The organism is Coprothermobacter platensis DSM 11748 (assembly GCF_000378005.1).
GTDB classification, from domain to species: Bacteria; Coprothermobacterota; Coprothermobacteria; order Coprothermobacterales; family Coprothermobacteraceae; genus Coprothermobacter; species Coprothermobacter platensis.
This window is the reverse complement of sequence record NZ_KB899040.1, coordinates 1,030,600-1,055,383: the sequence shown is the minus strand read 5'-3', so window position 1 is coordinate 1,055,383 and position 24,784 is coordinate 1,030,600. Positions and strand designations below refer to the sequence as shown.

The following is a 24,784-nucleotide window of genomic DNA, read 5'->3' as shown; positions in this document are numbered from 1 at the left end:
ACGAATAATTATATAGCAGAAATGTAACCGTTGTAATAAAAAAAGTGCAGCACCTCATTCTTAAAGTGCTGCACTTAAGAAGGGTTTACTTCTTTTATTAGCGCACTTGAGCGTTTGCTACTTGAACAGCTAATGCTATGGAGTAAAGCTTACTCTCAGCGGTGTCTGCGCGGCTCGTCAATACTATTGGTGCCCTTGCACCCACAACAATACCTGCCATTGTGGCACCTGCAGCATATGTAAATGACTTGTAGAGTATGTTTCCAGCTTCTATGTCTGGTACCAGTAGTATGTCGGCGGCGCCTGCGACAGGTGAGTGGATACCTTTGTGTTCTGCAGCTTCTTTTGACACAGCATTGTCAAAGGCTAATGGGCCATCGATGATGCAGTTCTTTATTTGGCCCCTTTCACCCATTTTTGCTAAAATAGCTGCTTCCACACTTGATGGCATGTCCGGGTTCACTGTTTCGACGGCCGACAAGGCTGCTACCTTAGGTGTTTCAATGCCCAAGGCTCTTGCCACCATGACAGCATTCTCAATAATGGAAACTTTTTGCCCCAGATCTGGTGCAATAATCATAGCTGCATCGGTAAGAACAATGAAATGGTCAAAAGCCGGAACTTGAAATACGCCTACATGACTGAGTAAACTCTTATCCTTTCTCAGACCTATTTCCTTATCTAATACGGCTTTAAGATAATCTGCTGTATGGATAAGCCCTTTCATGAGAACCTGTGCTTTGCCGCTGCTTACTAAAGAGACGGCAGTTCGTGGCGTTTTTTCTAAATCAGGCTCATCCACAATTTCCACTTGGCTCATATTCACATGCAGTTGACTGCATTTTTCCTGTATGGCTTTACCATTGCCTACTAAATAAAACTGAGCAATGCCATTCTCTGTTGCCATCTTGACTGTTTCGATGACTTCTTCATCGTCCGCTTGAGCCACTGACACTTTTACGGGGTTTGCTTTCTTTACTGTTTCCAACAGCTCGTCGAAATTGTTCAACGGGCTCACCTCCTGATAGTGCGTTTATGCACATATAGTATTGTAAAATACGCATTACTTCCTTCATTATTATAAGCCTTTGAGCTTTACTCGTCTTACCATGGTTTTGACTTATACTTAAAAGGAACAAGATTTTCTGCACGGAGGCGGTAGGGCGTGAAAATCGGTTATGTTCAGTTCAAGCCGAGATTTGGGGACAAAGCTTACAACATTTCGAAGATGGTGCAAATGGGAGAGCAGTTAGATGCTGACGTAATCGTTTTCCCTGAACTTGCCAACACAGGCTATGTTTTCAAACATCAGAAAGAGCTGGAACAACTTTCCGAGCCGATGGATGGACCATCTGTTCAAACCATGCAAGAGCTGGCAATAAAAAAGAATGCGCTCGTTACCTTTGGTTTTGCAGAACATTACAATGGGTCGTTCTACAACAGCGCAGCAGCCATAACTCCAGATGGGCAAGTGCGTGTTTATAGAAAGGTGCATCTCTTTAACGAGGAAAAGCGTTTCTTCCGCCGTGGGACAGAGTTTTTCACTTTTGAATGGCGTGAAACGATTTTTGGAATGATCATATGCTTTGATTGGATGTTTCCTGAAGCCATGCGAACATTAACACTCATGGGAGCACAAGTAATTTTGCATCCAGCTAATCTGGTTTTGCCTTACTGCCAAGATGCCATGATTACAAGGTGTATTGAAAATAGGGTTTTTGAAGTTACTGCTAATAGAGTAGGCATGGAGAGAGGTTTGAAGTTTACTGGTATGAGTCAAATTACTGCACCAGGTGGCGTGGTTTTGCATAGAGGAACAAAAAGTAAAGAAGAGGCTGTGGCAGTAGATATAGATCCAAAACAGGCTTTAGAGAAACGTATTAACCGTTACAATGATTTGATTAAAGATAGGTTTCCCGAAGCTTATAGGATGAACTAAATGTTCAAAGGAGCGTGGGTATATTGAAAGTATTCCTCATCGGGGCTGAATGTGCACCATTTGTCAAAGTAGGTGGGCTGGCTGATGTATTAGGGGCCTTGCCAAAATATATCAAGCGTTTGGGTGTGGAAGCGGTAACAGTGCTGCCTCTTTATCCCTTGGTGGACCAGACGCGTTTTCACCTTCAATTTCAGGACAATTTGGTTGTTCACACAGGGAAAGGAGATATCCCTTTCGATGTTTTTAAATATGTTGATGAAGACGGCATCGTTCACTATTTTCTGAAGCAAGATCATTATTTTAATAGAAATGCTGTCTATGGTGAAATAGACGATGCAGAACGGTTTTTTGCATTTAGCTTAGCCTCTATCTTACTTGCAGAGAGAGAAAAGGCCGATGTGATTCATGCGAATGATTGGCACACTGCTGTAGTTCCGGTTTTAGTAAAAGATAGGCATTTACCTTTTAGAACGGTTTTTACCATTCATAACTTGGCATACCAAGGGCTGTGCGACAGCAGTTTGGAAGAATTTCTTATGTTAAACAGAGACATGGCTGCCAAAATGAGGCAAGATGATCACACCATGAATCCCATGAAAGGTGGCATTTTGTGTTCTGACTATGTGACTACGGTAAGTCCTACTTATGCTAAAGAAATACTAACACCTGAATATGGCATGGGCTTAAATGATGTGCTTCTTCAAAGACAAGATAGGTTAATCGGCATTCTTAATGGTATTGATACAGAACTTTTTAACCCTGCCACTGATCCTATGATTTATGAGAATTTCACCTCCGAATGGGAGAAAAAGCTGCAAAATGCAAATGCTCTTCGGAAAGAACTGAAATTACAGGAAGGTGATTTTCCTCTTATAGGACTTGTGAGCCGTTTTGTGGAACAGAAGGGAATCGATTTAGTTGCCCAAGCTTTAGATGATATTGTTGGGTTAGGCGCTCAGTTTGTGGCTCTTGGCACAGGAGACAAGCAATATGAAGAGGCACTGCTCGGTGCTGGGGAAAAACACCCAGGATTTGTTTCAGTAAACATCACTTTTGATCCCGCACTAGCACAACGTGTTTATGCTGGATCTACACATTTTTTGATGCCGTCTCGTTTCGAGCCTTGTGGTCTGGGACAAATGATTGCACTACGCTATGGTAGTGTGCCTATCGTACGGCGTACCGGAGGATTGGCGGATACGATTTTTGATGTAGATCAGTGTGATCATGGAAACGGTTTCGTTTTTGAGGAACAAACGCCAGAAGCTCTTATTGCCTGTGTGAAAAGAGCCATACGTATTTATAAGAACGAGAGAGATAAACATGTTCAGTTATTCAAACGATGCCTCTCCTGGGATGTATCATGGGATAAGTCAGCTCAGGCTTATGTTGACTTATACAGAAAGGCATTGCAGTGACTGGTAATAATTGGGAGCAAGAGCATACGGAAATAAGAAAAGACCCACTCTCTGGTACATGGGTACTTATTGCCCCTCAGAGAGCCCATAGACCTATGGAGTTTTCTATAGAGAGTGGCGAAGAAGCACAATCTGAAACGGATAAAGAAGATTGCCCATTTTGCCCAGGTAATGAACTCATGACACCACCTGAGCTTCTCTCTTACAGAGAACCCGGAACAGGGTCAAATCAAAGCGGATGGTCTTTGCGCGTAGTAAGAAACAAATTTCCAGCACTTGTTTCTACAATAGAGCCTTTACTTACAGGCGATAGTCTTTACCAGTCCATGACAGGTTTCGGGTATCATGAAGTGGTTATCGAAACTCCTTCTCATACAGACGATTATGCTGATATGTCGTTAACAGATGTAGAAAATGTCATATGGGCGTGGCGTGACAGGCTTCTTTCTTTGCATTCAGACCAGCGCATTAAGTATGCTTTAGTATTTAAGAACCATGGTATGAACGCAGGAGCCTCTTTGAAACACGCTCACAGCCAGATAATTGCTACGCCACTTATACCGAAAAAAATCGAGCAAGAAGTGAATGCTTTAAATGAGTACATTACTCGCGAGCAAAGGTGTCTCATATGTGACATCATTCGCCGTGAACAGTACGATGGTAAACGTGTGGTTTACCAAAACGAAGATTTCGTTTGTTTCTGCCCATATGCTTCTAGTATGACTTATCAAGTGATGTTGGCCCCCGTAAAGCACTGTTCAGAGTTCGTGGATATGACTGATGATGAAGTCAAACATTTGGCGATAGCATTGAGGCACATCTTTAAAATGTTTAGGAATGCATTAGGCGATATATCTTACAATATGTGGCTACACAATGAGCCTTGGCACAACAGCGACAATGATGGTAAGAGTTTCCACTGGCATATTGATGTAACACCAAAGTTAGCACATTTAGCAGGTTTTGAAGTGGGAAGTGGCTTTTTTATCAACCATACACCACCTGAGGATGCAGCGTCTTTATTAAGGTCCGCCACTTCTAATGACGATTAACATGCTTCAGAGTTGTCAGTAGGTAATGACTTAGAAATAACGTTATAAAATAACATCAACGATGAAAGTGATTGTTTCTGTTGAAGGGTGCTCGAGTCACTACAGTAGCTCTGTGTTTCAGAAGAGGGCTAGCAAAACCACAGGGAGGTGGTTTCATTGATTGGGAACGTGAATATTGTGCTCCACACTCATTTACCGTGGGTGAAAAAAGCTGGCAAGTGGCCTTTCGGTGAAGAATGGCTTTATCAAGCTATTTTTGATTCATACATACCTTTAACACAAACGTTTTTACAGCTTCGCGATGAAGGGTATCCATTTAAATTCACCATAAACGTAACGCCCGTTTTGGGAGAAATGTTGCTTGATGAATATCTTCAACAGGGTTTTGTGGATTACGCAAAAAACTTCATTAAGTCGTTGGAAACAGATGAGACGGATGTGCCAAGCGAATTGAAAGATTTCTGGCTGAGTATGGCCAAAGACCGGTTAAATTTCTATGAATCCATAGAACGAGACATTTTAGGGGTATGGGGTGAACTCCAAGAGCAGAATTATTTGTCATTGATAACAAGTGGAGCCACACATGGATTTTTGCCACTTTTAGGGCGAGATGAGACGGTAGATCTTCAAGTAAAGACGGGAATGCTGTTCCATATGGGTGCTTTTGGGAAAAAACCAAGGGGTTTTTGGCTCCCAGAGTGTGCATATAGGCCTCGTGCTTACCATGTGGCAGGAGGCAACGTTGTTCTGAGGCCGGGCATGGAAGAGTTTCTGGAACGTTATGGAGTTCAATACACTTTTTTGGATAGCAAGCCATTTGAGAACTATGTTTCTCCTGAGCCTTGGATGACCGGTAAATCGTCTCAATATAATTTGTTCCAACCTTATTTGATAAATACGAGCAATGTCGCCGGATTTCCTCGGCATGATCTATTATGCTCGCAAGTGTGGTCAGGGGATTTTGGATATCCTGGTGATGGTAATTACATGGAATTTCACAAAAAGAGTTCCTACAGCGGCGCTCGATTTTGGAAAATAACAAGCAAGAACGCTGATTTTAAAGATAAAAAGCCTTATAACCCATTGGATGCATTAAAAACTGTGGGTGGTCATGCCCGTCATTATGCAGGACGTATAGTAAATGAATTGGCTGATTACTACAGTGCGTCACACAAAGAAGGAATCGTCACTTTGACTTTTGACACAGAGCTATTTGGGCACTGGTGGTTTGAAGGGCCAAAGTTCTTGGAGTTTCTGGTAAAAGAAATGGCTGAAACCCCTGTGGCGTGGTGTTCTGGTGAAGACTACTTGAACAAGCGGGATGTCGACGCGAAATTCGATCTTGGAGAAACATCTTGGGGGGAAGGTGGCCATTACAAAGTTTGGTTCAATCCAGGCGTAGAATGGATGTGGCCACAAATTTATAGTGCTGAAAATGCAACGTTTGATGCATTGAAAATGGCTGGAGCAAATGCTGATGATAAGAAGATTAAGCAGCTCATGCGTGAGCTCTTGCTTCTAACGGCTTCTGATTGGCAGTTCTTGATAACAACGGGCGGGGCAGTAGATTATGCCAAGGAACGCTTTAACTTCCATTTGGAAAATGTCAAAGATTTGTCTGATGCGTTACTTAATAAGAAACCATTTTCAGATGAGCGTTTAAACGATTTGCAAGATCGTGATAGCTTATTTTACTTTTTATCACCGGAGCTGGTAGAACTTGGGTAAAGTACATCTCAGTTGGGTAATACACAACCACCAGCCCGAAGGTAATTTCACATGGGTCATGGATGAAGCTAATGAGAAGTCTTATAAACCATTTCTTAATTTCTTAAAAGATTCTGGCCTCAAGGTGGGGTTACATAATAGTGGCACTCTTTGGGAGTACTTTCAAGAACATGATAAAGACTACATCGAAGACGTACAAAAATTGGTAGAAAAAGGACAGATAGAACTTATAGGAGGCACATACTGTGAAGCTATTCTTTCTGTCATTCCTGATGCAGACAAAGTTGGTCAACTGAAATTGCTAAAGAGCTTTCTTGAAAAGACGTACCAATCGCCAGTGAGTGGCGCATGGGTCGCTGAGCGTGTGTGGGAACCAAATTTTCCCAAGTTTTACAACGAGGCTGGTTACGAGTATGTGTTTTTGGATGATTATCATTTTAGTCAAGCTGGTGAGAAAGGACCATTTCATGGATACTATCTTACCGATGACCAAGGGTACCAATTATTTGTTTTCCCCATAGATATGCAGCTTAGGTACCTCATTCCTTGGCGTGAACCAGAGGAAATTGTGGAGTACTTGAAATCTTTTGCACGAGAGGACAAGGACGTTTACATACTTTACGCGGATGATGGAGAGAAGTTTGGCTTATGGCAAGGGACAAACGAACTCTGCTATAAAGAGAAGTATCTGGAAAAGCTTTTGGATGCACTGAAAAAGGCTGATATTGAAGTTAATCTACCTATGGAAGTAGTAGAGAACAATGCTCAAACAGGTATCGTTTATCTGCCTACCAGTACTTATCCAGAGATGTCAGAATGGTCTTTGGGAAAGCAAAGTTATGATGAATTTATATCGGTGAAAGAAAAGCTGTCTGAGTCAGAACGTATTTGGTTGCATGCAGGTTACTGGAGACGCTTCTTAAAAGATCATCCTCATAATAGATGGATGTACGGCCGAGTAGTAAATCTTTCGCGTTATTTGAACAGTTTAACACCGCGCCATCCTCGAAAGAACAAGGCTTTGATGGAGCTTTATAGAGCAGAAGCTAACGATGTTTTTTGGCATGGTGTCTTTGGTGGTCTTTATTTAGGGCACCTGAGGCGTAATCTGTTCCACCGTCTGGTTAGTGCCAGAGTAAGCGCCGATGGCCTAAAAAAGCAATATATGGAAATAGAAGATGTCAATATTGATGGTCGGGAAGAGCTTATCGTTGCTAATGAAGGTTATCATGCTTATTTACGCTTAGATAGGGGCTCTGTATTGGAGTTTGACCTGCTTCAGGCTGAGGAAAACATGGTCGATGTCTTGGATGAAGAACCTGTGAGTCATGGCCTATTCGATGATTTCTGGAATGGCCAGCCTGTCCCGTATCAGCTCATAAAAAGAAAAGCGGAGCCTATGGAGTTAACCTTTGGCAATGATTCTTCAATGGTTCAAAAGACATATAGTTTCTTTGCCAATGATCTAATAGTCAAGTACGAGCTAAAGAAACCGGGACAATTTGTTGTGGAAATCCCCTTGAATTTGTGGAATTCAAAGGAAAGTATTTATGTTGACGATGTTCCATTTCCCATGGATAGCGTGATGGATTTTGAGCATGTTCGTCAACTTCATTGGAGTGTAGGTAAAGATGATATACATTTAACATGTGACAAAGTAGCCATGATGAGCGTGCGACCTTTGTTAATTACTCATAGAAGCGACCTTTTCCAAGAAATAACATATCAAGGTACAATAATGGCGTTACAGTTCGATATAGATAAGGCGATGAACTTATCGTTCGAATTAAGTTTAGGTAAGGGAGGTAAGACATAGTTGGGAAAACTGTTCTTAAGTTTTATCTGGCACAATCATCAACCGTATTACAAAGATCCTTACACAGGTAAGTTCGCTTTACCGTGGGTAAGGTTGCATGCAACAAAAGATTATTTAGATATGCTTCTTCTTAAGCAGAAGTACCCCAAGATAAAAGCTACATTCAACATGGTCCCTTCATTAATACGTCAATTACAAGAGTATGGAGAAGGTAACACTGACTATTATCTTGACGTCACGCTAAAGGAGGCAGAATCGCTTTCTGAAGATGAAAAGGCTTTCATATTGCAAAACTTTTTCAAAGCAGATTTTACAAAGAAGATATCTAAATTTCCTCGTTATGCAGAGCTTTATGCGAAGCGTTTTTCTCATGAGCTGGGAGAAAATGTATCGTCGTGGGCCATCAATGAGTTCAGAGATTTACAAGTTTTGTTTAACTTATCCTGGATAGATCCGCTTTATTATGAGGAGTATCCAGAACTTAGATACATAGCACAAAAAGAGCGTGATTTCACACACGAAGATGTGCATACGGTAATTGATATTCAGATGAGGATCATGAAACGGTTGGTCGATGATTATAAACAGGCAAATATCAATGGTGAAGTAGACCTAATTTTTTCACCGTATTATCATCCGATTCTTCCACTGCTTTATGATACGCGTAGCGCAAGGGATGCAAAACCAGATGTGGCTTTGCCTAATTTAGTATTTCATTCCCCTGGCGACGCTAAGCGTCAGCTCGAAAAAGGTTGGGCACAGCACGTAGCGTTTTTCGGTAAACCACCTACGGGTTTCTGGCCCTCGGAAGAATCTGTTTCCACTGACGTATTAGACATCGCAGCACAAACTGGAGTGTCGTGGGCAGTAACAGATGAACGTATACTTGCGAAAAGTTTGGGCATGGAGTACTTCAAACGTGGCTATAAAGACGTTCCAGAGCAGGCACAGGTTCTGTATAGCCCATACAAACTACCTTTGAATGATGGTAGAGAAATAACGTTAGTATTTAGGGACCAAGTGCTTTCGGATTTAATCGGTTTTGAATACGCCAAATGGTCTGCGGATGCTGCTGTGTCTGATTTCATGTCAAGGCTGGAAACCATTTATAGAAAGATAGAGCCATTACAGGGTGATTACTTAGTAACTGTGGCGCTGGATGGAGAAAACTGTTGGGAGTATTATGACAATGACGGCTATGATTTTCTCTCAGCGCTTTATAATGCCTTAAGCAATGTTGATTGGGTAACAACTGAAACGGTCGGCAACTTTATCAGTGTGCACGATAATGATTTAGGTAAACTTGAAAAAATGAAAACGGGCTCATGGATATATGCAAATTTTGATATGTGGATAGGAGATCCATTAAAGAATAAAGCGTGGGACTATCTAACGGCAGTCAAGCATGCAGCGGATTTGGTACTAAGAAAAGGTACTAATACTGATGAAATTGCTGAACAGGTAGAAGAACAATTACTGATTGCAGAAGGCTCAGATTGGTTTTGGTGGTATGGGAAACCGAATGAATCTGTAGATAAGCCCGTTTTTGACGAACTTTTCAGAAACAACCTAAAAAAGGTTTATTCTTTACTTGATGAGCCTATCCCTGAGTTCTTGAATGAACCGATTTCTTAACAGGAGGTGTTATTGGCTATGACTATGGAGGAAATGGCAGAATCATTTCCAGATTGGCTTCTTGAAGCAGAATCACTTACGACACACTTACCTTTTGAGCAGATGAGCAGAAAGCTCATAGTTGGTGCTATGGGTGGGTCAGCGATTGGTGCCGATTTTGTGAACACAGCGTACTATGACGTGCTTCCGCCTATCCCTGTGCTCAGAGATTATCGTTTGCCTTTTTGGATAGGTGATGGCACATTTATTGCCTCGAGTTATTCTGGTAATACAGAAGAAACATTGACTTTGTTGAAGGAAGCTGCAAAGAGAAAACTTTACATAGTTGGAGTTTCTTCTGACGGAGAAGTAGAAAAGTATTGTAAGGAAAATGACCGTCCTTTTGTAAAACTGCCGCCTGATTTACCACCGCGTATGGCTTTGCCTTATTCTGCACGCGTTATCTCTGTCATGGTGGAGAATCTGCACGGAATAAAACTTCCATGGAAAGATGCAGTGGCATTTCTCAAGCGAGAAATGAATGCTATCAAAGACAAAGCAAATGCCATCGCAGATAAGTTAGTTAATACAGACGCCGTGTATGTGTTTTCTTCGCAACGTGATTACGTACTTTCTATGCGCTTTGCTGGAGAAATCTCTGAGAATACAAAAGAAGTAGCAGGTTTTCTTTATATGACAGAGGCTAACCATAATTTCTTGCAGGGTTTCCAGCATGGGGCAAGTAAACGCGTAGGAATCGTTGTGTATGAAGATACAGATAAGTTGGATAGGATTGAACTTCAGTCGTCATTTTTGCTGAGAAAAGCTGAAGAGAACGGATCTCCAGCGATAAAGATTGACTTAAAAGGAGAGACACGCTTAGAAAAACTGCTTTATGGCGTCCTGGTAGGGGATTTTGCATCCATTTATATGGCTCAGAAAAAAGGCATAGACCCTATGCCTGTTCACATCATAACTGAACTGAAAACGTATCTGAAGAACGCATGATAACCTGGTTGGGTGCGCTCATTTGGTCCCTTTGTTCTTTCTTTTTTGGGTTCTGGGGCGTGCCCATTCTTTCTATTATGCTACTTGGCTGTTTGGCAGGCTATGTATGGAAAGATATTGCTATAGAGATTGGGAAAGATACAGGTATTCTTAAGAGCCAAGTAGCACATTTTTCTAAACTGTCTTTGAGCAGTATTCAGGTTCTACCTGCTGAAGCCAAGATAAATGTTGCGTATGCGTTGTTCTTTTTTGTTATCGTTGCTTTTGTTTCCATTTTGTTTTTGGCTTTAGCGTGTTATGCTTTTAAAATTCACAAAAAGACACCTCGTACGTGGCAGGGGCTTGCAGTTAGCACCATTGTAGGATTTGTTGTCGGGTTTATTTTTGTAGGTACATGTGGACTGTCACTAACTTCTTTAGGGTTTGAAATTCCTACGGCTGATTACTCCGTGTTGCAGTACTTTTTCTCTGTTTTAATCAGTGCTTTAGCCTAATACCATTTTGGGTATCTTGTATATGTAATGTGGAGGTGAATGAGTCATGGAAGGATTTTATGAAGAACCTCAAGTAGAAGGACCAAAGACACCTAAGAAAAGAAACTCTTGGCTTAGAAGTGTGACAGCGATTTTAGTAATTGCTGTGATGTTGTTTGCATCAGGTTTTGTAGGTTATACCTACGGGTACAATCAGAAACCGGCTGTAAGCAGTAGCCCAGTGGCGGTAACAACCTCTTATACATCGACTTCTTCCATTTCTGATCTGCAATCTCAAATAGAAACTGTTGCTGCAGAAGCATCAGACGCTGTGGTGAACATCCAGACGGAATCTATGTCATACAATTTTTTCTATCAACCAGTTCCATCTGAAGGTCTTGGATCAGGATTTTTCATTAGCAGTGATGGTTACATACTGACAAATAATCACGTTATTGATGGTGCCAGCAACATAACTGTTATTACAAGAGATGGGAAAAAATACAGTGCCAAAGTTGTTGGAAGCGACCAGCTTTCAGATTTGGCTGTTCTGAAGATCAACGTTTCGGGTGTTAAGTACTTAACATTTAGAAGTACTGATAGCACCAGAGTTGGAGAATTTGTTCTGGCCATTGGTAATCCTCTTGGTTTAAGCTATTCTGTAACGTTCGGTGTTCTGTCTGCAAAAGAACGGAGCATAGAGGAAGACAATGGCGCATTGGTTGTAGACATGCTGCAAACAGATGCAGCTATTAACCCGGGAAATTCTGGTGGACCTCTGCTGGATCTTAGTGGTAAGGTAGTCGGGATAAATACTGCTATAAGTACTGAGGGTCAGGGAATAGGTTTCGCCGTTTCAGGTGACACCGCAGTGAAGGTCATAAATGACATTATGAAAAATGGGTATGTTAAATGGGCTTACCTTGGTGTTGTTACCCAAGACGCGACCAAAGGTGATGGGGTTAACGTGGTTAACTTAGACGCTACTGGCCCTGCTTACAAAGCCGGTATAAAGGTCGGAGACAAGATTGTTGCAATTGATGGTAAAACAGTTACCAGCCAAGAAGATTTGAACAGTATAATTCGCAAACATAATCCAGGAGATACCATCACTATCACCCTGCAACGTTCTGGACAGACATTAAAGATCTCTGTGACATTAGGTGAGAGGCCTCAAAGCTGATAAACATTACGATTTATAGCGATTAAGGTAGATTGATTGAGATTTATTAAGAAATACGGAAGTGGTGTCAGCTTTTGTAGTTGCATTGTTGGCTGAATGTGGTAAAATACTAAACTGCACTGAAAAACATCAAAATAAGAAGGGAGTGGTGGTAGGTGAACACCATCGGTCGTCACTTCATTGTTGAAGCATCGAGATGCAACCCCGATGTGCTAAACGATATCGATAAGATTGAGAGCATTTTGGTGGAAGCAGCTCGCCAGGCTAATGCAACCGTGGTGACTTCTACCTTTCACCATTTCTACCCTCAGGGTGTGAGTGGTGTAGTAGTGGTCTCCGAGTCTCATCTGGCCATACATACCTGGCCCGAGAAGGGTTATGCCGCTCTTGATATTTACACGTGCGGCGATACCACGGATCCTCAAAAGGCGGTAGATTATGTTGTTAGTAGCCTCGGCGCAAAGGAAGTCACACAGACGTTTATGCTTCGCGGAGTGGAACAAAGTGATTCGTTCACTCATATTATGACAACATCACAAGAAAGGGAGAACGACGGTGAAGAATTGGCTGTGGTTCTCTGATAACTTCAGTCCATCTGAAATCCACATGCATGGTTTTACTGGTCATGTGTTCGAGAAAACGACACAGTTCCAGGAGTTAGACATTGTTAACAGCCCGTATTTCGGGCGCATGCTCATTTTAGATGGAGACGTGCAGTCAAGCGAAAAAGACGAGTTCATTTATCATGAAGCCATGGTTCACCCGGCTATGCTCTTGCACCCTGATCCAAAAAATGTGTTGATTATGGGTGGAGGAGAGGGAGCAACTGCTCGAGAAGTATTAAAGCACAAATCGGTAGAGAAACTCTACATGGTGGACATTGATGAAGATATGATCGATGCCGCCAAGAAATATCTTCCTTCCTGGCATCAAGGTGCATTCGACGATCCGAGAATGCATTTAGTGCTGGAAGATGCACGAAAAGTAGTGGGCAATTTTGAAGACGGTGCTTTGAACGTCATCATTAGTGATCTTACTGAACCATTTGAGATGGGCCCTTCTTTTCCACTCTTTACAAAGCAGTTTGCTCAAATTGTTTACAATAAGTTAGACAATGATGGAATTTACGTTTTGCAGGCATCTATTCTTAGGCCACTGGTCTACACGATGCACGCGGCCATAAGACGTACATTAAAACTTGTATTTCCAATTGTTCGCTCTTATGCTGTATATGTTGAATCGTTTGATACACCATGGTCGTTTATCATAGCGTCTAAGGGAAAAGACCCTATGGACTGGAACGATGAAGACCTTGATAAGGCCATAGAACAAAGAATACAAGGTGAACTAAAGATGTATGATTCCCAAGCGCATTGGCACATGTTCTGCTTGCCAAAGAACATAAGACATGCTTTGGAAAAAGATGGCCCTGTATTGGACGAAGAAAACCCTGTTTATCTTACTCGAAAAGGGGACATCATTCCTTACGAGTAGCTAATTTGTTGCTGATTTAATCAACATACTGTTGTCTGTGGGCCTCCCCAAGGAGGCCCATCATTTTATGAAATAAGTTGTTCAACAGGTTCGTTATTATCCCAATAGAATATATCTGGCACATTAAAGTTTCTTACTTCTTCTGGAAACTCGGAAGCAAATACAATAGCATTTGATATTTTATTGTAATGTAGATGCATGTCCACATCACGGTTCTTGACAAGAAATGGATTTCCATTATAAAAACCAGCAAAGTTGCTATGGTATCGAAGCAACGAAATGGGAGAAAGCTTATCCATTACTGTTTTGATTAAAATGAGCTGTGTATCGCTCATGTTCATCTGTGAAGCCATGGGCAAAAGGTCTTTCTCTGTCCCATTCATGCAGAGTACGTAAGGCCCCATTAACATGGGCTGTACCTGGTTTTCCACTGCGGGTAGCCCTTCGGAGGCTTTTCTCGTATGAAAAAGAAACCAATTCCCTTCCTCTTGAAACTCATAAAGACGTTCTGCACAAATCTGAGGATTAAATTTATCAGGCATCCCTTTTTCGCAAACGACTTCTCCATTTTCTTTTAAAACAGCAAATCCGTTTCCGTCTCCTCCCTTCCTTAGTTCCAAAAAAGACAGAAAATCAGATAACGGTGGCAGTTCTTGACCGAATGATTGCAGCCCCTCTCTGTTAAACAAAGCAATTCTGCACATAAGTACCTCCCATGTAGTTACACATCTTATTTATCTTACATAGATAATATTAATACTAAAAGGATGAGGTGATGAATATGACAAATGTCCGTCAAATAAACTTGGCCCTTGGTTCGGGTGGTTATTTTGGTTTTGCTCATGTAGGTGCGTTGAAAGTGCTTGAGCGTGAAGGTATAAAAGTAAATGCTATATCCGGTTGTTCTGTAGGCAGCATTATGGCGGCATTATATGCAAAAGGGTTAAGTGTGGAGGATATGGAACGATATTCACTGGAATTTGCTGAAACACTTTTCACTTATAGTTCTTGGAGCACTGTAATATCTAATCACATAAGCGAAGACAGAATGATGAAATCTGTTCATGACCTGATATTGGTGGAGGATTTTTCCCAATTGAGAATTCCAACGTATATATGCGCTACCGATCTGATACACTTTAAAACTATTTGGTTTACGCATGGCGATTTGGTGACTGCTGTGCGTGCTAGCATAGCAGTTCCTGGTGTATTTCCAGCATTGGAAAAAGATGGCATGGTGTTGGCTGATGGTGGCATACTTGAACCTCTGCCTGTGGATGTTTTTAGGTCAAGTAATATACCTGTAATGGCTGTAAACTTATATAGCTACGACAATTATGTTGGATGGGAACTGCCCAAAAACAAGCTAAAGAAACCATTAACGACATTGTTGAGAACGTCTGACGCTATGCTTTGGTCTACGGCGCAGCGTCAAAAGGCTTTCTGGTTTGTAACCGTTGAGCCAGATCTGGCTTGCGCAAATGACACCAGTTTGTCTATTAAGGAAAGAGCTGAACAGATGATAAAAAAGGGCGAGGAAGCGACTGAAAAGATGCTTCCTGAACTTGAACGCATGTTCAAGAGAGTATTGCCCATAGAAGGAGGAGAATAACATATATGGAAGTTGGCATAGTAGGTTTGCCATTATCGGGTAAAACCACACTTTTCAAAGCATTGACAGGGAATAAAGTACCAGTAAAGGACAAAGAGATAAACATTGGGGCAGCATTGGTTCCAGACGAAAGGGTTGATGCACTCGCTGAGGTCTTTAAGTCGAAAAAGGTTGTGTATGCTTCCATTAACATTGTGGATATGCCCGGAGTGGATCCAAAAGACAGAAAAAGTACGTCAAGGTTCCTTGAAGGCGCCCGCGGTGTAGACGCTTTAGTACATGTGGTGCATGCATTTGAAAATGCATCTGTACCTCATCCATTAGGACGTATCAATCCTCAGGAAGATGCCGAGACACTCGACACAGAACTGATTTTTGCCGACATGGATATGGCCGAAAAAAGGCTTAGTGCCAGAAAAATATTGCCAGAAGAGAAAGCCCTTTTGGAAAAGGCGTCAAAGGTATTAGAAGGTGAGCAGTTACTTATTTATGGAACGGATTTAGGAGATGAAGAAAAAGAGCAGCTAAGGAAAATGGGTTTTGTAACAGCTAGGCCGCAGATTTATGTACTCAATGTCGATGAAAACACGGACAAGAACCTAATAGAAGGTTTTATGTCTTTTGCGAGGGAAAAGGGGCGGCTGTCTTTGAACGTTAACGCTGAATTGGAATCGGAAATTGCATCGCTGGAACCTGAAGAGCAAAAAAGCTTTCTGCAGGAATATGGCATAGATAAACCAGCTGTGGTCCGTTTAGCAAAGACGCTTTATGACCTTCTGGGGCTGCAGTCTTTTCTGACGGCTGGAGAGAAAGAGGCACGCGCTTGGACTATAAGAAAAGGTGCTACTGCTGTTGAGGCTGCAGGAGCCATACATTCTGACATTGCGCGCGGATTTATAAGAGCAGAGGTTGTAGATTGGCAAGTTTTGGCAAAAGTCGGCAGTTGGGAAGAGGCACATCGCCAAGGGCTTGTAAGGTTAGAAAAGAAAGATTACGTTATCAAGGAAGATGATGTTCTCTACTTTAGATTTCACGTTTAATTAAATCATTTACCACGGGGTGCTTAAATATAACCATGAGGGCAGCGTACACCGCTATGGAGATGAACACATTTAAAACGGTGTACAGGTCCCTTAATGGGAGCGCCTTATACATTGTGTAAGTGATAACCCCCATAAGCAAGGAAGCTATGACGGACTTTACCATGGGGGTAAGACAAGGTCTTAAAGACAAATGAGGAATTTTCCCTCTTAATAGATAATGGTAAAGTGCAACATTGACAAATATGGTTATGGATGTTGAGATGGATAAGCCGAAAGCACCCATCTTTAGTGGAAACGCAAGAATGTAATTGAGTAAAACATTTATAACCACTCCTAAGCTTGCTATCTTCATTGGTGTTGCTGTATCTCCTGTAGTGTAATAAAGCCGTGGATACAGCATGCTCAAACCGGCAGCGAATAAGCCCAAGCCATAACCACTTACGAGCTTACCTGTTACCTGTGCATCATGGATAGAAAAGTTTCCACGTTGAAAAAGCAATTTCGCTAAAGGAAAACCTAAAATTAAAAGTCCCACAGCAGAAGGAATCATAATGGCTTGTATGAGGTCAAATGCTTTCTGCACACGTGCATTGAGGTCAGTGTAAGCGCCGTTGTTAAAGTCCTCTATGATATAGGGATAATAAGCGGCAGAGATGCTTGCTGCAAATATACCAACTACCATAGTCATAAGTTGGTTCCCATAATTCAAAGCTGCAATACTACCAACAGGCAAAAATGAAGCCATAATTTGATCTACTAAAACATTTATGTACTGCACAGAGCTTCCCAACAGTATTGGGAAAGATAGTACAAGGAAGTCTCTTACATAAGGATTTTTAAAATCCACAAATGGCTTGAAATATGTAGGCTGTTTTCTTAAGATTCGTACCATCGGGATGAGCACAAATACGGCAGCACCAATCATAGTGCCCAATGCCAAAAACAAAACACTCTTCTGTGGGAAGAAAAAGTAAGCCAAGAGAATGAAAATTAGTATGATGATGTTCTGGATGGGAGCAGATATCATGTAGGGGACAAAGTCTTTATATGTTTGGGAAAGGCCGGTAAGCATACCGTTCATAACGATAAAAAGCGTGGAAAAAGCAGTGAAACGTAAAAAATAAACGGCTAATGCAAAACGCGAACCGCTTTCTTTCAAAAAACCTGGTGCAAACAAAGAAATAAATGGTTGAGGTACTACGGAGAGAACAATGGAAAAAACTGCTAAGGTCAAAGCTGATGTTCCGAGTATCGCATTAGCTGCTGTCCAGGCACTTTCTTCATCCTTTTCATGTTTCAGCTTCATGAAGAGTGGTATCAACCCAGCGGACGTAGAAGCGTTCAAAAGACTTCCTAATTGGTTAGGAATGTACTGAGAAATATTGTAAGCATCTCTTATACCGCTTAAGCCATATATGGATGCTAAAGCGATCTCTCGTAGAAAGCCTGTTATACGACTTATGAAAACAGCGATAGTTACTTGCCCAGTGGCTTTTCTTAAGCTCGGTTGAGTTTTAGCTTTTTCGTTCTCCATAAGCATTTATATCTTATCATGGTCGTGCAAATAAAGGGAGGAGAGAAAAATTTAACATAAATGGCGATGTGTTAACATTTAAGGCGGAGGGGTGCCCGAACCTGGCAAGGGCCCGGACTCGAAATCCGAGGGCAGCCTGACGGCTGTGTGGGTTCAAATCCCACCCCCTCCGCCAAAACATGTTTTAAATTACGCCGAGTTCTTTACCAACTGCGGTGAACTGCTCTAACGCAAAATCCAGATCTTTCTTTTCATGTGTTGCCGATATCATGACGCGCATACGAGCCTTGCCTTTGGGAACCGTAGGATAACTGATTGCTTGGGCGAAAACGTTTCTCTCAAATAGCTTCTTAGAGAACTCTTGTGCAGTCAGTTCATTACCTATCATTACAGGCGTTATAGGTGTTTGACTCTTTCCTAAATCGAAACCTGCTTTAGACATGCTTTCTTTGAAGTACTTAGCATTATCCCAAAGTTTGTTAACCAATTCATCAGATTCCTGAAGAATTTTTACTGCTTCCATACAAGCATAAACATCTGCTGGAGTAGGCGCAGATGAGAAAAGCAATGGTCTGGCTTTCTGCTTAAGCACTTCTGCCAAAAGTTTGCTGCCTGCTGCGAAGCCACCAACGACACCAAATGCCTTGGACAACGTTCCTATTTCTACGTCTACACGTCCTTGAAGGCCGAAGTAATCTACAATGCCTCTGCCTGATTTTCCTAATACACCTTCACCATGCGCATCGTCTACGTAAAGCATGCAGTTGTACTTATCAGCTAAGTCAGCAAGTTTTTCCATGGGTGCTATGTCACCGTCCATAGAAAACACCCCATCAGTAATGATCATGGCTTTAGCGTAGTTTCCTCTTTCCTGTTTCAATATGTCTTCCAATGCCTCTGCATCCAGATGAGGATAGCGAATAATTTTGGCTCTGCTTAAGCGCGATCCATCAATGATGGAAGCATGGTTCAATTCATCAGAAAATATGGCGTCACCTTCTGTTACCAATGCTGGTATGGTGCCCAAATTGGCACAAAAACCAGATTGATAGAGGACGGCCGCTTCGGCACCTTTAAATGCAGCCAGCATTTCCTCTAACTGCTCTTGAGGTAACTGGTCTCCTGCTATGGTTCTTACCGCAGCAGGCCCTGCTCCATAGTCGTCTATACCTTTCTTTGCACTTTCTTTTAGACGTGGGTGGTTGGCAAAGCCTAAATAATTGTTTGAAGATAAGTTTAAGACTTTTTTACCATCTACAATGATCCATGCACCTTGAGGTGACCCAATTTTTCTGATAGTGTTGTACAAGCCTTGCTCTTTTCGTTCTTTTAACTCCCTTTCGAAATCTTCCACAGGCATCATATTCTTACCGCCTCCTTAATCTTCATTTAGTATAATATGTTTCATGAGAAAAATCAGAGGGTTTTACGTATTTCTTTGGTTTGTTTTTATCGTTATAAGCTTGTATGCTTTTAGTTTCTTCTCTGGCAGTAAGCACATACCAAGTAACTTAGGGCCATTTCACCTGTATGCACTAATGATAACCATGGGGGCGGTATTTGCCTATATTGCTGCACTTTTGCTTGGTCCAACAAAAGGCATAGATGAGGACCTCATAGATCGTTTTGCTTTAGTTTCTATCCCTCTGGGTTTGGTAGGTGCTCGTCTGGGGTTTGTGCTACAGAATGCAGAGTATTTTCAAAATCACCCTTTGGAGGTCATTGGCATAACGCCAAACGGTTTTGGGCTTTCTGGTTTATCCATACATGGAACTATTGTTGCTGGAGTTCTTGCGCTGATTCTGTTCTACGGTTGGGTAGGATTGAAAACACTTGACTTGGGTGATTTGGGTGCTTCTATCCTGCTCATAGGACAGGCTTTCGGCCGTTTTGGTAATTTTTTTAACCAAGAACTTTACGGTTATCCCACATCTTTGCCATGGAAAATGTTTATTGATCCTGCTCATCGCCTGCCTAACTACTATGAGCAAGCTTTCTACCATCCAACGTTCTTTTATGAAGGAGTACTTTGCCTTATAGGAGCAACCATTTTGGCTTACAGGTTCTTACATAAGAGAAAATTCAAAGGGCAATTGATTTTCGAATATTTGATAATCTACAGTGCAATTCGCTTTGTGGTGGAGTTCTTCCGTATAGAACCCCCATCATTATGGGGGCTCCATACGGCTCAAATACTGTCTTTAGTACTTATCGTTGTGTGTTCTATTCTGTACGCACTGACTCTGAAATTTGGACGTAAGCTTTACGTTGTCGAGGACCGTCAAATTCCATAAAGAAAATACCTTGCCATGTACCTAAAGAAAGTTTGCTTTGGTGCACAGGTATGGTTATAGAAGTTCCTACTATGGAAGACAAGAAGTGAGCGTCTGAGTTTCCTTCCAAATGTGTCCACTCCATACCAGCTGTCAGTTTCACTAACGCATTCATGACATCACGGATGACCGACGGATCAGCATGCTCGTTTATCGTAAGCCCAGCCGTGGTATGAGGAACATAAATCGTGCATATACCTTCGCTAACGCCTGCACTCCGGACTGCATCTTCTACTTGCTTCGTGATATCTATGGAAGCTCTTCTGGAAGAAGTCTTTATTGTAAGTTCTATCATGGGTGTATCTCCCAACTAATGTGTTTCTCGATGTCAGGTCTGAGTGTCGCACTGACACCGCAGTATTTTTCTTGAGAAAGTTCCACAGCTTTTTTCAGATTATCTTCTTTCACATTACCGTAAGCAATGTATGTAAGCGAGATTTTTTTGACATACTTGGGGTGTTCTTCCGCTGTTTCTCCTTCGACTTTAACTACCAGCCTCTGAATAGGCTCTTGCATCTTTTTCAAAATGGAGATGACATCCATGGCAGTGCAGCCTGCTAATGCTGTGAGCAGTACTTCCTTGGGACGAGGGCCTTCGTCTAGACCGCCATTGTCTTTCGTACTATCCATTACGAAAGCAAACCCACTTCCTGTTCGTGCCAATAGTTGCATCCCGTCAACCTGGTTTACTTCAACACTTAATGTCGACATTGTAATAAGCACCTCCCTTAACTAAAGCATACCTCAAAAAACGCGTTCCTGTCATGGTCCTACTTCACGCTACTGAGCATGCTCTCTATGGATGCTTGTATGCTCGCCATTTGGCTGCGAACACTTAGCAAATTGGTATCTTTGGTTAATGCCAATACTTGCTGTGCATACTTGATTTGCTCTAAAGCGTCGTTCAAATCTTTTACCGCTGCATCTTTGCTACCTGCCGCTATTTCACTTTGAGCGCGATTAGAAAGTAGAATAGCAAGATTCATGCGCGCAGAGTAGAATTGATGGTCCCAGCTCACTGCTTTCTGGAAATACTCTATTGATTCATCCAAGCCGCCAACTTTTGCGTAAACATTTCCCAATGTAGCATATAGATTTTCAGGAGCCCACGTGGTTGATCCGTATTTTTCAGCCTTAGCAATGGCAGTGGCTATTACGTTATTTGCTTCCGTAGGGCTTGATGTTTTTGTTAGATCCCAGTAGTATGATGCTGACCTCAAATAGTTAATAGCATAGTACGACTCATTGGGGTTGTACTTCATAGCTTGATCGAGGTAGTAGAGAGAACTTTGTATAACTTGCGGTTTTTGCTCATCGGTAAGTGAAGATTGATTTGTTTCATAATAACTCATGTTTCCATAGCCTTTTCTAAAGTTCGACTCTGCTACCCAAGCATTAACGTAGTAGTAGCTGTTGTAGATACATAGTACGAGCAGCACTGCCCAAGCTAAGGTAGGTATGAACTTTAACAGCGTGTTTTTTTGCGTTTCTTGCTCTGTTTCTTCCCTGGCATACAGATTATAAACGGCAATTATGAGCCCTAATAGTGCATAGAACATCATAAGTGAAGGAAGCATGTCAAAAATAGTTACCAAGTTTGTAGCGTAAGCTATTAACGAGGCCGTTATTCCCAGGACAAGCAATTTTTCTTTCTTTGAATCCACCGATTTTAATGTCTTGTAGAGCATGCCAGCGGCAGCTATGAACATCCATATGTAGAAGATGAACCCTACTATGCCTACCTTCGCGAGAACACCAAGGAAGTTATTGTGCGGATCATCATAATTAACATTTGGTTCTAACTGTGATAGCTCTAATGGTTTATACTGCATAAAACCACGTCTAAAGCTTTCTATACCAATGCCGAATATCCTTCCGTGTAGCGTATTCTGTAAAGAAAAACCCACCGTGTGCTTCCATAACACCAACCGAGTTCCTACGGTTCCGCCCAGTTTATCTGCTATTGAAGACGGAGACATAGAATAGATTTCAAACACACCTACAGCGCCGACGATTACAATGATTACAATCAGTGCCACGGACGTTCTCCAAAGCTTTGGAGAGGCTTTTTTGTCTATAAAAAGGGCATTCAGAAACGCCCAAAGTGTTAGGCCCACTCCAAAACCGAGAGCACCAGAAAACACGTTAACGCTTCTTTCTGAAGGATAAATAAGCAACGATATGACAAAGGCAATAAGTGCACTGGCCACGGCAATGTAAAGCCATTTTTGTGTTTTTGTACGTTCTTCTTTACTTAGGAATGTAAAGAATAGCAGTACAGTCATAGTTAAGCCGCCGAATGCACCCATGAAACCGCCTTGAGCGGTGAGAAGAAGACTAAGGAATTGAACAAAAAACAGGCCAAGCCATATCCAACTATTTTCACTTCCCTGGTCGCTTAGCAGTCGACCTAATGTGAGAAAGGTCGTGATTACCATTACAGGACCAAAAAAGTCTGGGTTACCCAAAAATCCGAATGCTTGTGTGCCATAAGCGGAAACAAATCCAAGAGGGTCGAAACCAAGAAACTGACTAAGACCAATTAAGCCATTTACTGTTCCAAAAACGATGACAGTATCTACAAAAATATTGACGAAGTTTTTCCTGTCTATGATACCTGCAAAGATGAATGCTAATGATATGGCTTGTAATTGCACGATAAGCCCGATTTGGCGCTCATAAACGCCTAAGAATGAAACGATGGGAGTGATAGAAAATACAGTAGAGAAAACTAAAGACACAGCATAACCAATAATGGGTATGAGAAGAGGAGTCTTTATCCACTTATCACTTCTTCTTAGATTTAAGAACAAAACCCAGGAACCTATAATCAACCAGAGCCACGTGAACATGGCTGATTTTGTAAGGTCAAAAGCACGTGTTACCGAACGTGAATAAAAGACTATGGGGAAGATAAGTAAAACCAGACTCAAACTGAGCATCAGTGTTGGGGACACTGCCGTTGCTGTTTGTTGTTTTGTTTTTTTAGCCATTTAAACTGCCTCCTTCTTCAACAGTTCCAATGTTTTTGTATAATGTTCTTCCTTGTCTATGTCAAAACCGAACACCGGTCTCGATGTGAATACAGGGTATGCTGTTGTGTGAAACTTTGTCTCGATCATTTTCCATATATAAGGCACATCTAGGCGACCAGTAATAGCTCTGAATATTGTGCCGATACCCAACATAGAAGCAATTTTCAGTGGATTCTTCCTGTTTCCGAGCAAGTCATCTGCTAAATCAGCATTTTTTAGAAAAAGCTCTTTCTGAAGAAGCACACCATTAGCCAGTTTGAAATAGCCCTCTTTGATTTTTACATATGTTCTGGGAGCACCTGGGAATGCTTCTTCTATGGCATCTTTGGGAACTATGAGTACATAAACACCGCGATCACCTCCAGCTTCAGCTTCTGCCAGTAGTTGCTTTATATCATCAGCCGTTATAAAAGGCATATCTGCTGATATGATAAGAAGATATTTTGTATCTAATTTCTGAGCCGCATTAACCAACGTTTGTACGATATTTGAGGTGGCCTCTACGTTAGGCTCAAGACGATATTTGTCGGCCAACCACTGGTCTGTGGCAATAATAGCAGGTAAACCAGTTTCTCTTACACTGTTCCATGTATGAACTATCAAAGGGTCATCATTGGCAACAGGCAATTCCAACTTACTTCTTACTCCATATTTTTCAACCCATTCTTCTTTTGATGAACCTGCCAAAACTAATATACCAACATCCATCATTATGGTGACCACCTTTCTATAAACAATATTTTATATGGTAACTTAGGATATGTCTTGATTTTCTTCAAGGGAGCAAAAAAAGCTGACCCTGAACCTGTCATAACAAAAGGACCGCATGTTCCCAAGTATTTTCTGACTTCGGCTAATTGGTCGTCCACATACGTCTCAAGCACATTACCAAAGCTTCTTTCAAAGGTGTCTTTATCGCCTTTCTGAATAGCTTCAAGAGCACGCCGAGTGAAGTCTGTATACGATGGAGCTTCGTCCCACCGTCTATAAAGTTCACTTGTTTGCGAAGTATACTCAGGGAATACAATTATGAGTTCAAGCGAAAATGGCAAAGGCACCGGACTTATCACGCTTTGGTCTCCTTCGACTACGGCGAGTTTGCTTTTTCCCATCAAGAAATAGGCATCTCTGGTAGATGGCTCAACGTGTGTGTATGATGCTATGAGAGCATCATCTGCTGAGGAACCGCCTAAGCCAAAACCAGTTGGTACGGATTTATATATGTAGGCGGAGCATGGGTGTTTCTTGTATGTTTTATATGCTTTTGACTGATTGTATGGGATTTCAAGATGTTCCATACGAAAAAGTCCAGGGCTATCCCAAAACATGCCTTCAGCTTCAATAGGGACTTTTAGAAATAGGGAACGGATGCGGTGGAGATTTTCAGCTTTATCAGTTACATCCAATGTAAGGTTTATCTTAGCTCTCACTGTTCTCTTTTCCATAGTGCCACAGCACCTTTAGGTAAATGTGCCTCATCCTTTCTGCTGCACGCTATATGC

The 24,784-nt window shown here is 41.8% G+C and carries 23 protein-coding genes and 1 tRNA gene; 15 read left to right on the top strand and 9 right to left on the bottom strand.

Annotated elements, in window-relative coordinates:
• Nucleotides 1-97: 97 nt before the first annotated feature.
• Nucleotides 98-1,009 carry a phosphate butyryltransferase gene (gene ptb, locus D890_RS0105735; protein WP_018963557.1) on the bottom strand — a complete coding sequence of 304 codons (912 nt, stop codon included), beginning with the start codon at nucleotides 1,007-1,009 and terminating at the stop codon, nucleotides 98-100.
• 156 nt (nucleotides 1,010-1,165) lie between these two features.
• Between ptb and D890_RS0105730 the strand changes: the two genes are divergently transcribed.
• The 11 genes from D890_RS0105730 to D890_RS0105680 all read left to right on the top strand — a co-directional run bounded on the left by D890_RS0105730 (nucleotide 1,166) and on the right by D890_RS0105680 (nucleotide 13,725).
• Nucleotides 1,166-1,939 (top strand): nitrilase-related carbon-nitrogen hydrolase, encoded by a 774-nt coding sequence (locus tag D890_RS0105730; protein WP_018963556.1) that lies wholly within the window; start codon nucleotides 1,166-1,168, stop codon nucleotides 1,937-1,939.
• A gap of 14 nt (nucleotides 1,940-1,953) precedes the next feature.
• Nucleotides 1,954-3,357, top strand: coding sequence for a glycogen synthase (locus tag D890_RS0105725; protein ID WP_156802686.1), 1,404 nt, complete (start codon nucleotides 1,954-1,956; stop codon nucleotides 3,355-3,357).
• Nucleotides 3,354-4,409, top strand: a complete 1,056-nt coding sequence (galT, locus tag D890_RS0105720) for a galactose-1-phosphate uridylyltransferase (RefSeq protein ID WP_018963554.1) — start codon at nucleotides 3,354-3,356, stop codon at nucleotides 4,407-4,409. Before D890_RS0105725 ends, galT begins: the two co-directional genes overlap by 4 nt.
• 147 nt (nucleotides 4,410-4,556) lie before the next feature.
• Nucleotides 4,557-6,137 (top strand): 1,4-alpha-glucan branching protein domain-containing protein, encoded by a 1,581-nt coding sequence (locus tag D890_RS0105715; RefSeq protein WP_026291333.1) that lies wholly within the window; start codon nucleotides 4,557-4,559, stop codon nucleotides 6,135-6,137.
• Nucleotides 6,130-7,953 carry an alpha-amylase/4-alpha-glucanotransferase domain-containing protein gene (locus D890_RS0105710; RefSeq protein WP_018963552.1) on the top strand — a complete coding sequence of 608 codons (1,824 nt, stop codon included), beginning with the start codon at nucleotides 6,130-6,132 and terminating at the stop codon, nucleotides 7,951-7,953. The genes D890_RS0105715 and D890_RS0105710 overlap by 8 nt, the downstream gene beginning before the upstream one ends.
• Nucleotides 7,954-9,588, top strand: coding sequence for a glycoside hydrolase family 57 protein (locus D890_RS0105705; RefSeq protein ID WP_018963551.1), 1,635 nt, complete (start codon nucleotides 7,954-7,956; stop codon nucleotides 9,586-9,588).
• 18 nt (nucleotides 9,589-9,606) lie between these two features.
• Nucleotides 9,607-10,575, top strand: a complete 969-nt coding sequence (locus D890_RS0105700) for an SIS domain-containing protein (protein WP_018963550.1) — start codon at nucleotides 9,607-9,609, stop codon at nucleotides 10,573-10,575.
• Nucleotides 10,572-11,069, top strand: a complete 498-nt coding sequence (locus D890_RS0105695) for a hypothetical protein (RefSeq protein ID WP_018963549.1) — start codon at nucleotides 10,572-10,574, stop codon at nucleotides 11,067-11,069. Before D890_RS0105700 ends, D890_RS0105695 begins: the two co-directional genes overlap by 4 nt.
• Before the next feature lie 46 nt (nucleotides 11,070-11,115).
• Complete coding sequence (locus D890_RS0105690) at nucleotides 11,116-12,231, top strand: S1C family serine protease (protein WP_018963548.1); 1,116 nt, start codon at nucleotides 11,116-11,118, stop codon at nucleotides 12,229-12,231.
• Between the two features lie 155 nt (nucleotides 12,232-12,386).
• The gene (gene speD, locus D890_RS0105685) at nucleotides 12,387-12,812 is read left to right on the top strand and encodes an adenosylmethionine decarboxylase (RefSeq protein ID WP_018963547.1); all 426 of its coding nucleotides are present in this window, start codon (nucleotides 12,387-12,389) and stop codon (nucleotides 12,810-12,812) included.
• A complete protein-coding gene (locus tag D890_RS0105680) occupies nucleotides 12,787-13,725 on the top strand; it encodes a fused MFS/spermidine synthase (protein ID WP_018963546.1) in 939 nt (312 codons plus the stop codon). The genes speD and D890_RS0105680 overlap by 26 nt, the downstream gene beginning before the upstream one ends.
• Nucleotides 13,726-13,790: 65 nt before the next feature.
• On the opposite strand, the gene D890_RS0105675 is transcribed toward D890_RS0105680, so the two are convergent.
• Entirely contained in the window at nucleotides 13,791-14,429 is a 639-nt protein-coding gene (locus tag D890_RS0105675) for a hypothetical protein (protein WP_018963545.1), read from the bottom strand.
• A gap of 77 nt (nucleotides 14,430-14,506) precedes the next feature.
• Here D890_RS0105675 and D890_RS0105670 point away from each other — a divergent pair, with 77 nt between their 5' ends.
• Nucleotides 14,507-15,337, top strand: a complete 831-nt coding sequence (locus tag D890_RS0105670) for a patatin-like phospholipase family protein (protein WP_018963544.1) — start codon at nucleotides 14,507-14,509, stop codon at nucleotides 15,335-15,337.
• A gap of 5 nt (nucleotides 15,338-15,342) precedes the next feature.
• Nucleotides 15,343-16,377 (top strand): DUF933 domain-containing protein, encoded by a 1,035-nt coding sequence (locus D890_RS0105665; protein ID WP_018963543.1) that lies wholly within the window; start codon nucleotides 15,343-15,345, stop codon nucleotides 16,375-16,377.
• On the opposite strand, the gene murJ is transcribed toward D890_RS0105665, so the two are convergent.
• Complete coding sequence (gene murJ / locus D890_RS0105660) at nucleotides 16,361-17,914, bottom strand: murein biosynthesis integral membrane protein MurJ (protein WP_245533153.1); 1,554 nt, start codon at nucleotides 17,912-17,914, stop codon at nucleotides 16,361-16,363. The genes D890_RS0105665 and murJ overlap by 17 nt on opposite strands.
• An 85-nt stretch (nucleotides 17,915-17,999) precedes the next feature.
• Here murJ and D890_RS0105655 point away from each other — a divergent pair.
• Nucleotides 18,000-18,089 (top strand) — tRNA-Ser (locus D890_RS0105655).
• A 9-nt stretch (nucleotides 18,090-18,098) separates the two neighbouring features.
• On the opposite strand, the gene D890_RS0105650 is transcribed toward D890_RS0105655, so the two are convergent.
• Complete coding sequence (locus D890_RS0105650) at nucleotides 18,099-19,277, bottom strand: glycine C-acetyltransferase (protein WP_018963541.1); 1,179 nt, start codon at nucleotides 19,275-19,277, stop codon at nucleotides 18,099-18,101.
• A gap of 43 nt (nucleotides 19,278-19,320) precedes the next feature.
• Between D890_RS0105650 and lgt the strand changes: the two genes are divergently transcribed.
• Nucleotides 19,321-20,208 carry a prolipoprotein diacylglyceryl transferase gene (gene lgt, locus D890_RS0105645; protein WP_018963540.1) on the top strand — a complete coding sequence of 296 codons (888 nt, stop codon included), beginning with the start codon at nucleotides 19,321-19,323 and terminating at the stop codon, nucleotides 20,206-20,208.
• Here the strand turns inward: lgt and D890_RS0105640 are convergent.
• The 5 genes from D890_RS0105640 to D890_RS0105620 are packed head-to-tail and all read right to left on the bottom strand — an operon-like array spanning nucleotide 20,138 to nucleotide 24,727.
• Nucleotides 20,138-20,542, bottom strand: a complete 405-nt coding sequence (locus D890_RS0105640) for a secondary thiamine-phosphate synthase enzyme YjbQ (RefSeq protein ID WP_018963539.1) — start codon at nucleotides 20,540-20,542, stop codon at nucleotides 20,138-20,140. The genes lgt and D890_RS0105640 overlap by 71 nt on opposite strands.
• On the bottom strand, nucleotides 20,539-20,958 hold the full coding sequence (locus tag D890_RS0105635) for an OsmC family protein (RefSeq protein WP_018963538.1): 420 nt from the start codon (nucleotides 20,956-20,958) through the stop codon (nucleotides 20,539-20,541). Before D890_RS0105635 ends, D890_RS0105640 begins: the two co-directional genes overlap by 4 nt.
• 59 nt (nucleotides 20,959-21,017) lie before the next feature.
• Entirely contained in the window at nucleotides 21,018-23,240 is a 2,223-nt protein-coding gene (locus tag D890_RS0105630) for an O-antigen ligase family protein (protein WP_018963537.1), read from the bottom strand.
• Nucleotides 23,241-23,993 carry a nucleotidyltransferase family protein gene (locus D890_RS0105625; RefSeq protein WP_018963536.1) on the bottom strand — a complete coding sequence of 251 codons (753 nt, stop codon included), beginning with the start codon at nucleotides 23,991-23,993 and terminating at the stop codon, nucleotides 23,241-23,243.
• The gene (locus D890_RS0105620; protein WP_018963535.1) at nucleotides 23,993-24,727 is read right to left on the bottom strand and encodes a 4-(cytidine 5'-diphospho)-2-C-methyl-D-erythritol kinase; all 735 of its coding nucleotides are present in this window, start codon (nucleotides 24,725-24,727) and stop codon (nucleotides 23,993-23,995) included. The genes D890_RS0105625 and D890_RS0105620 overlap by 1 nt, the downstream gene beginning before the upstream one ends.
• Nucleotides 24,728-24,784: the final 57 nt, after the last annotated feature.

Bases quoted from the DNA above. Each gene is read 5' to 3' on its own strand.
- D890_RS0105700 (WP_018963550.1), top strand. From the start codon at position 9,607: ATGACTATGGAGGAAATGGCAGAATCATTTCCAGATTGGCTTCTTGAA.
- D890_RS0105695 (WP_018963549.1), top strand. From the start codon at position 10,572: ATGATAACCTGGTTGGGTGCGCTCATTTGGTCCCTTTGTTCTTTCTTT.
- D890_RS0105690 (WP_018963548.1), top strand. From the start codon at position 11,116: ATGGAAGGATTTTATGAAGAACCTCAAGTAGAAGGACCAAAGACACCT.
- D890_RS0105675 (WP_018963545.1), bottom strand. From the start codon at position 14,429: ATGTGCAGAATTGCTTTGTTTAACAGAGAGGGGCTGCAATCATTCGGT.
- D890_RS0105670 (WP_018963544.1), top strand. From the start codon at position 14,507: ATGACAAATGTCCGTCAAATAAACTTGGCCCTTGGTTCGGGTGGTTAT.
- D890_RS0105665 (WP_018963543.1), top strand. From the start codon at position 15,343: ATGGAAGTTGGCATAGTAGGTTTGCCATTATCGGGTAAAACCACACTT.
- murJ (WP_245533153.1), bottom strand. From the start codon at position 17,914: ATGGAGAACGAAAAAGCTAAAACTCAACCGAGCTTAAGAAAAGCCACT.
- D890_RS0105650 (WP_018963541.1), bottom strand. From the start codon at position 19,277: ATGATGCCTGTGGAAGATTTCGAAAGGGAGTTAAAAGAACGAAAAGAG.
- lgt (WP_018963540.1), top strand. From the start codon at position 19,321: ATGAGAAAAATCAGAGGGTTTTACGTATTTCTTTGGTTTGTTTTTATC.
- D890_RS0105640 (WP_018963539.1), bottom strand. From the start codon at position 20,542: ATGATAGAACTTACAATAAAGACTTCTTCCAGAAGAGCTTCCATAGAT.
- D890_RS0105635 (WP_018963538.1), bottom strand. From the start codon at position 20,958: ATGTCGACATTAAGTGTTGAAGTAAACCAGGTTGACGGGATGCAACTA.
- D890_RS0105630 (WP_018963537.1), bottom strand. From the start codon at position 23,240: ATGGCTAAAAAAACAAAACAACAAACAGCAACGGCAGTGTCCCCAACA.
- D890_RS0105625 (WP_018963536.1), bottom strand. From the start codon at position 23,993: ATGATGGATGTTGGTATATTAGTTTTGGCAGGTTCATCAAAAGAAGAA.
- D890_RS0105620 (WP_018963535.1), bottom strand. From the start codon at position 24,727: ATGGAAAAGAGAACAGTGAGAGCTAAGATAAACCTTACATTGGATGTA.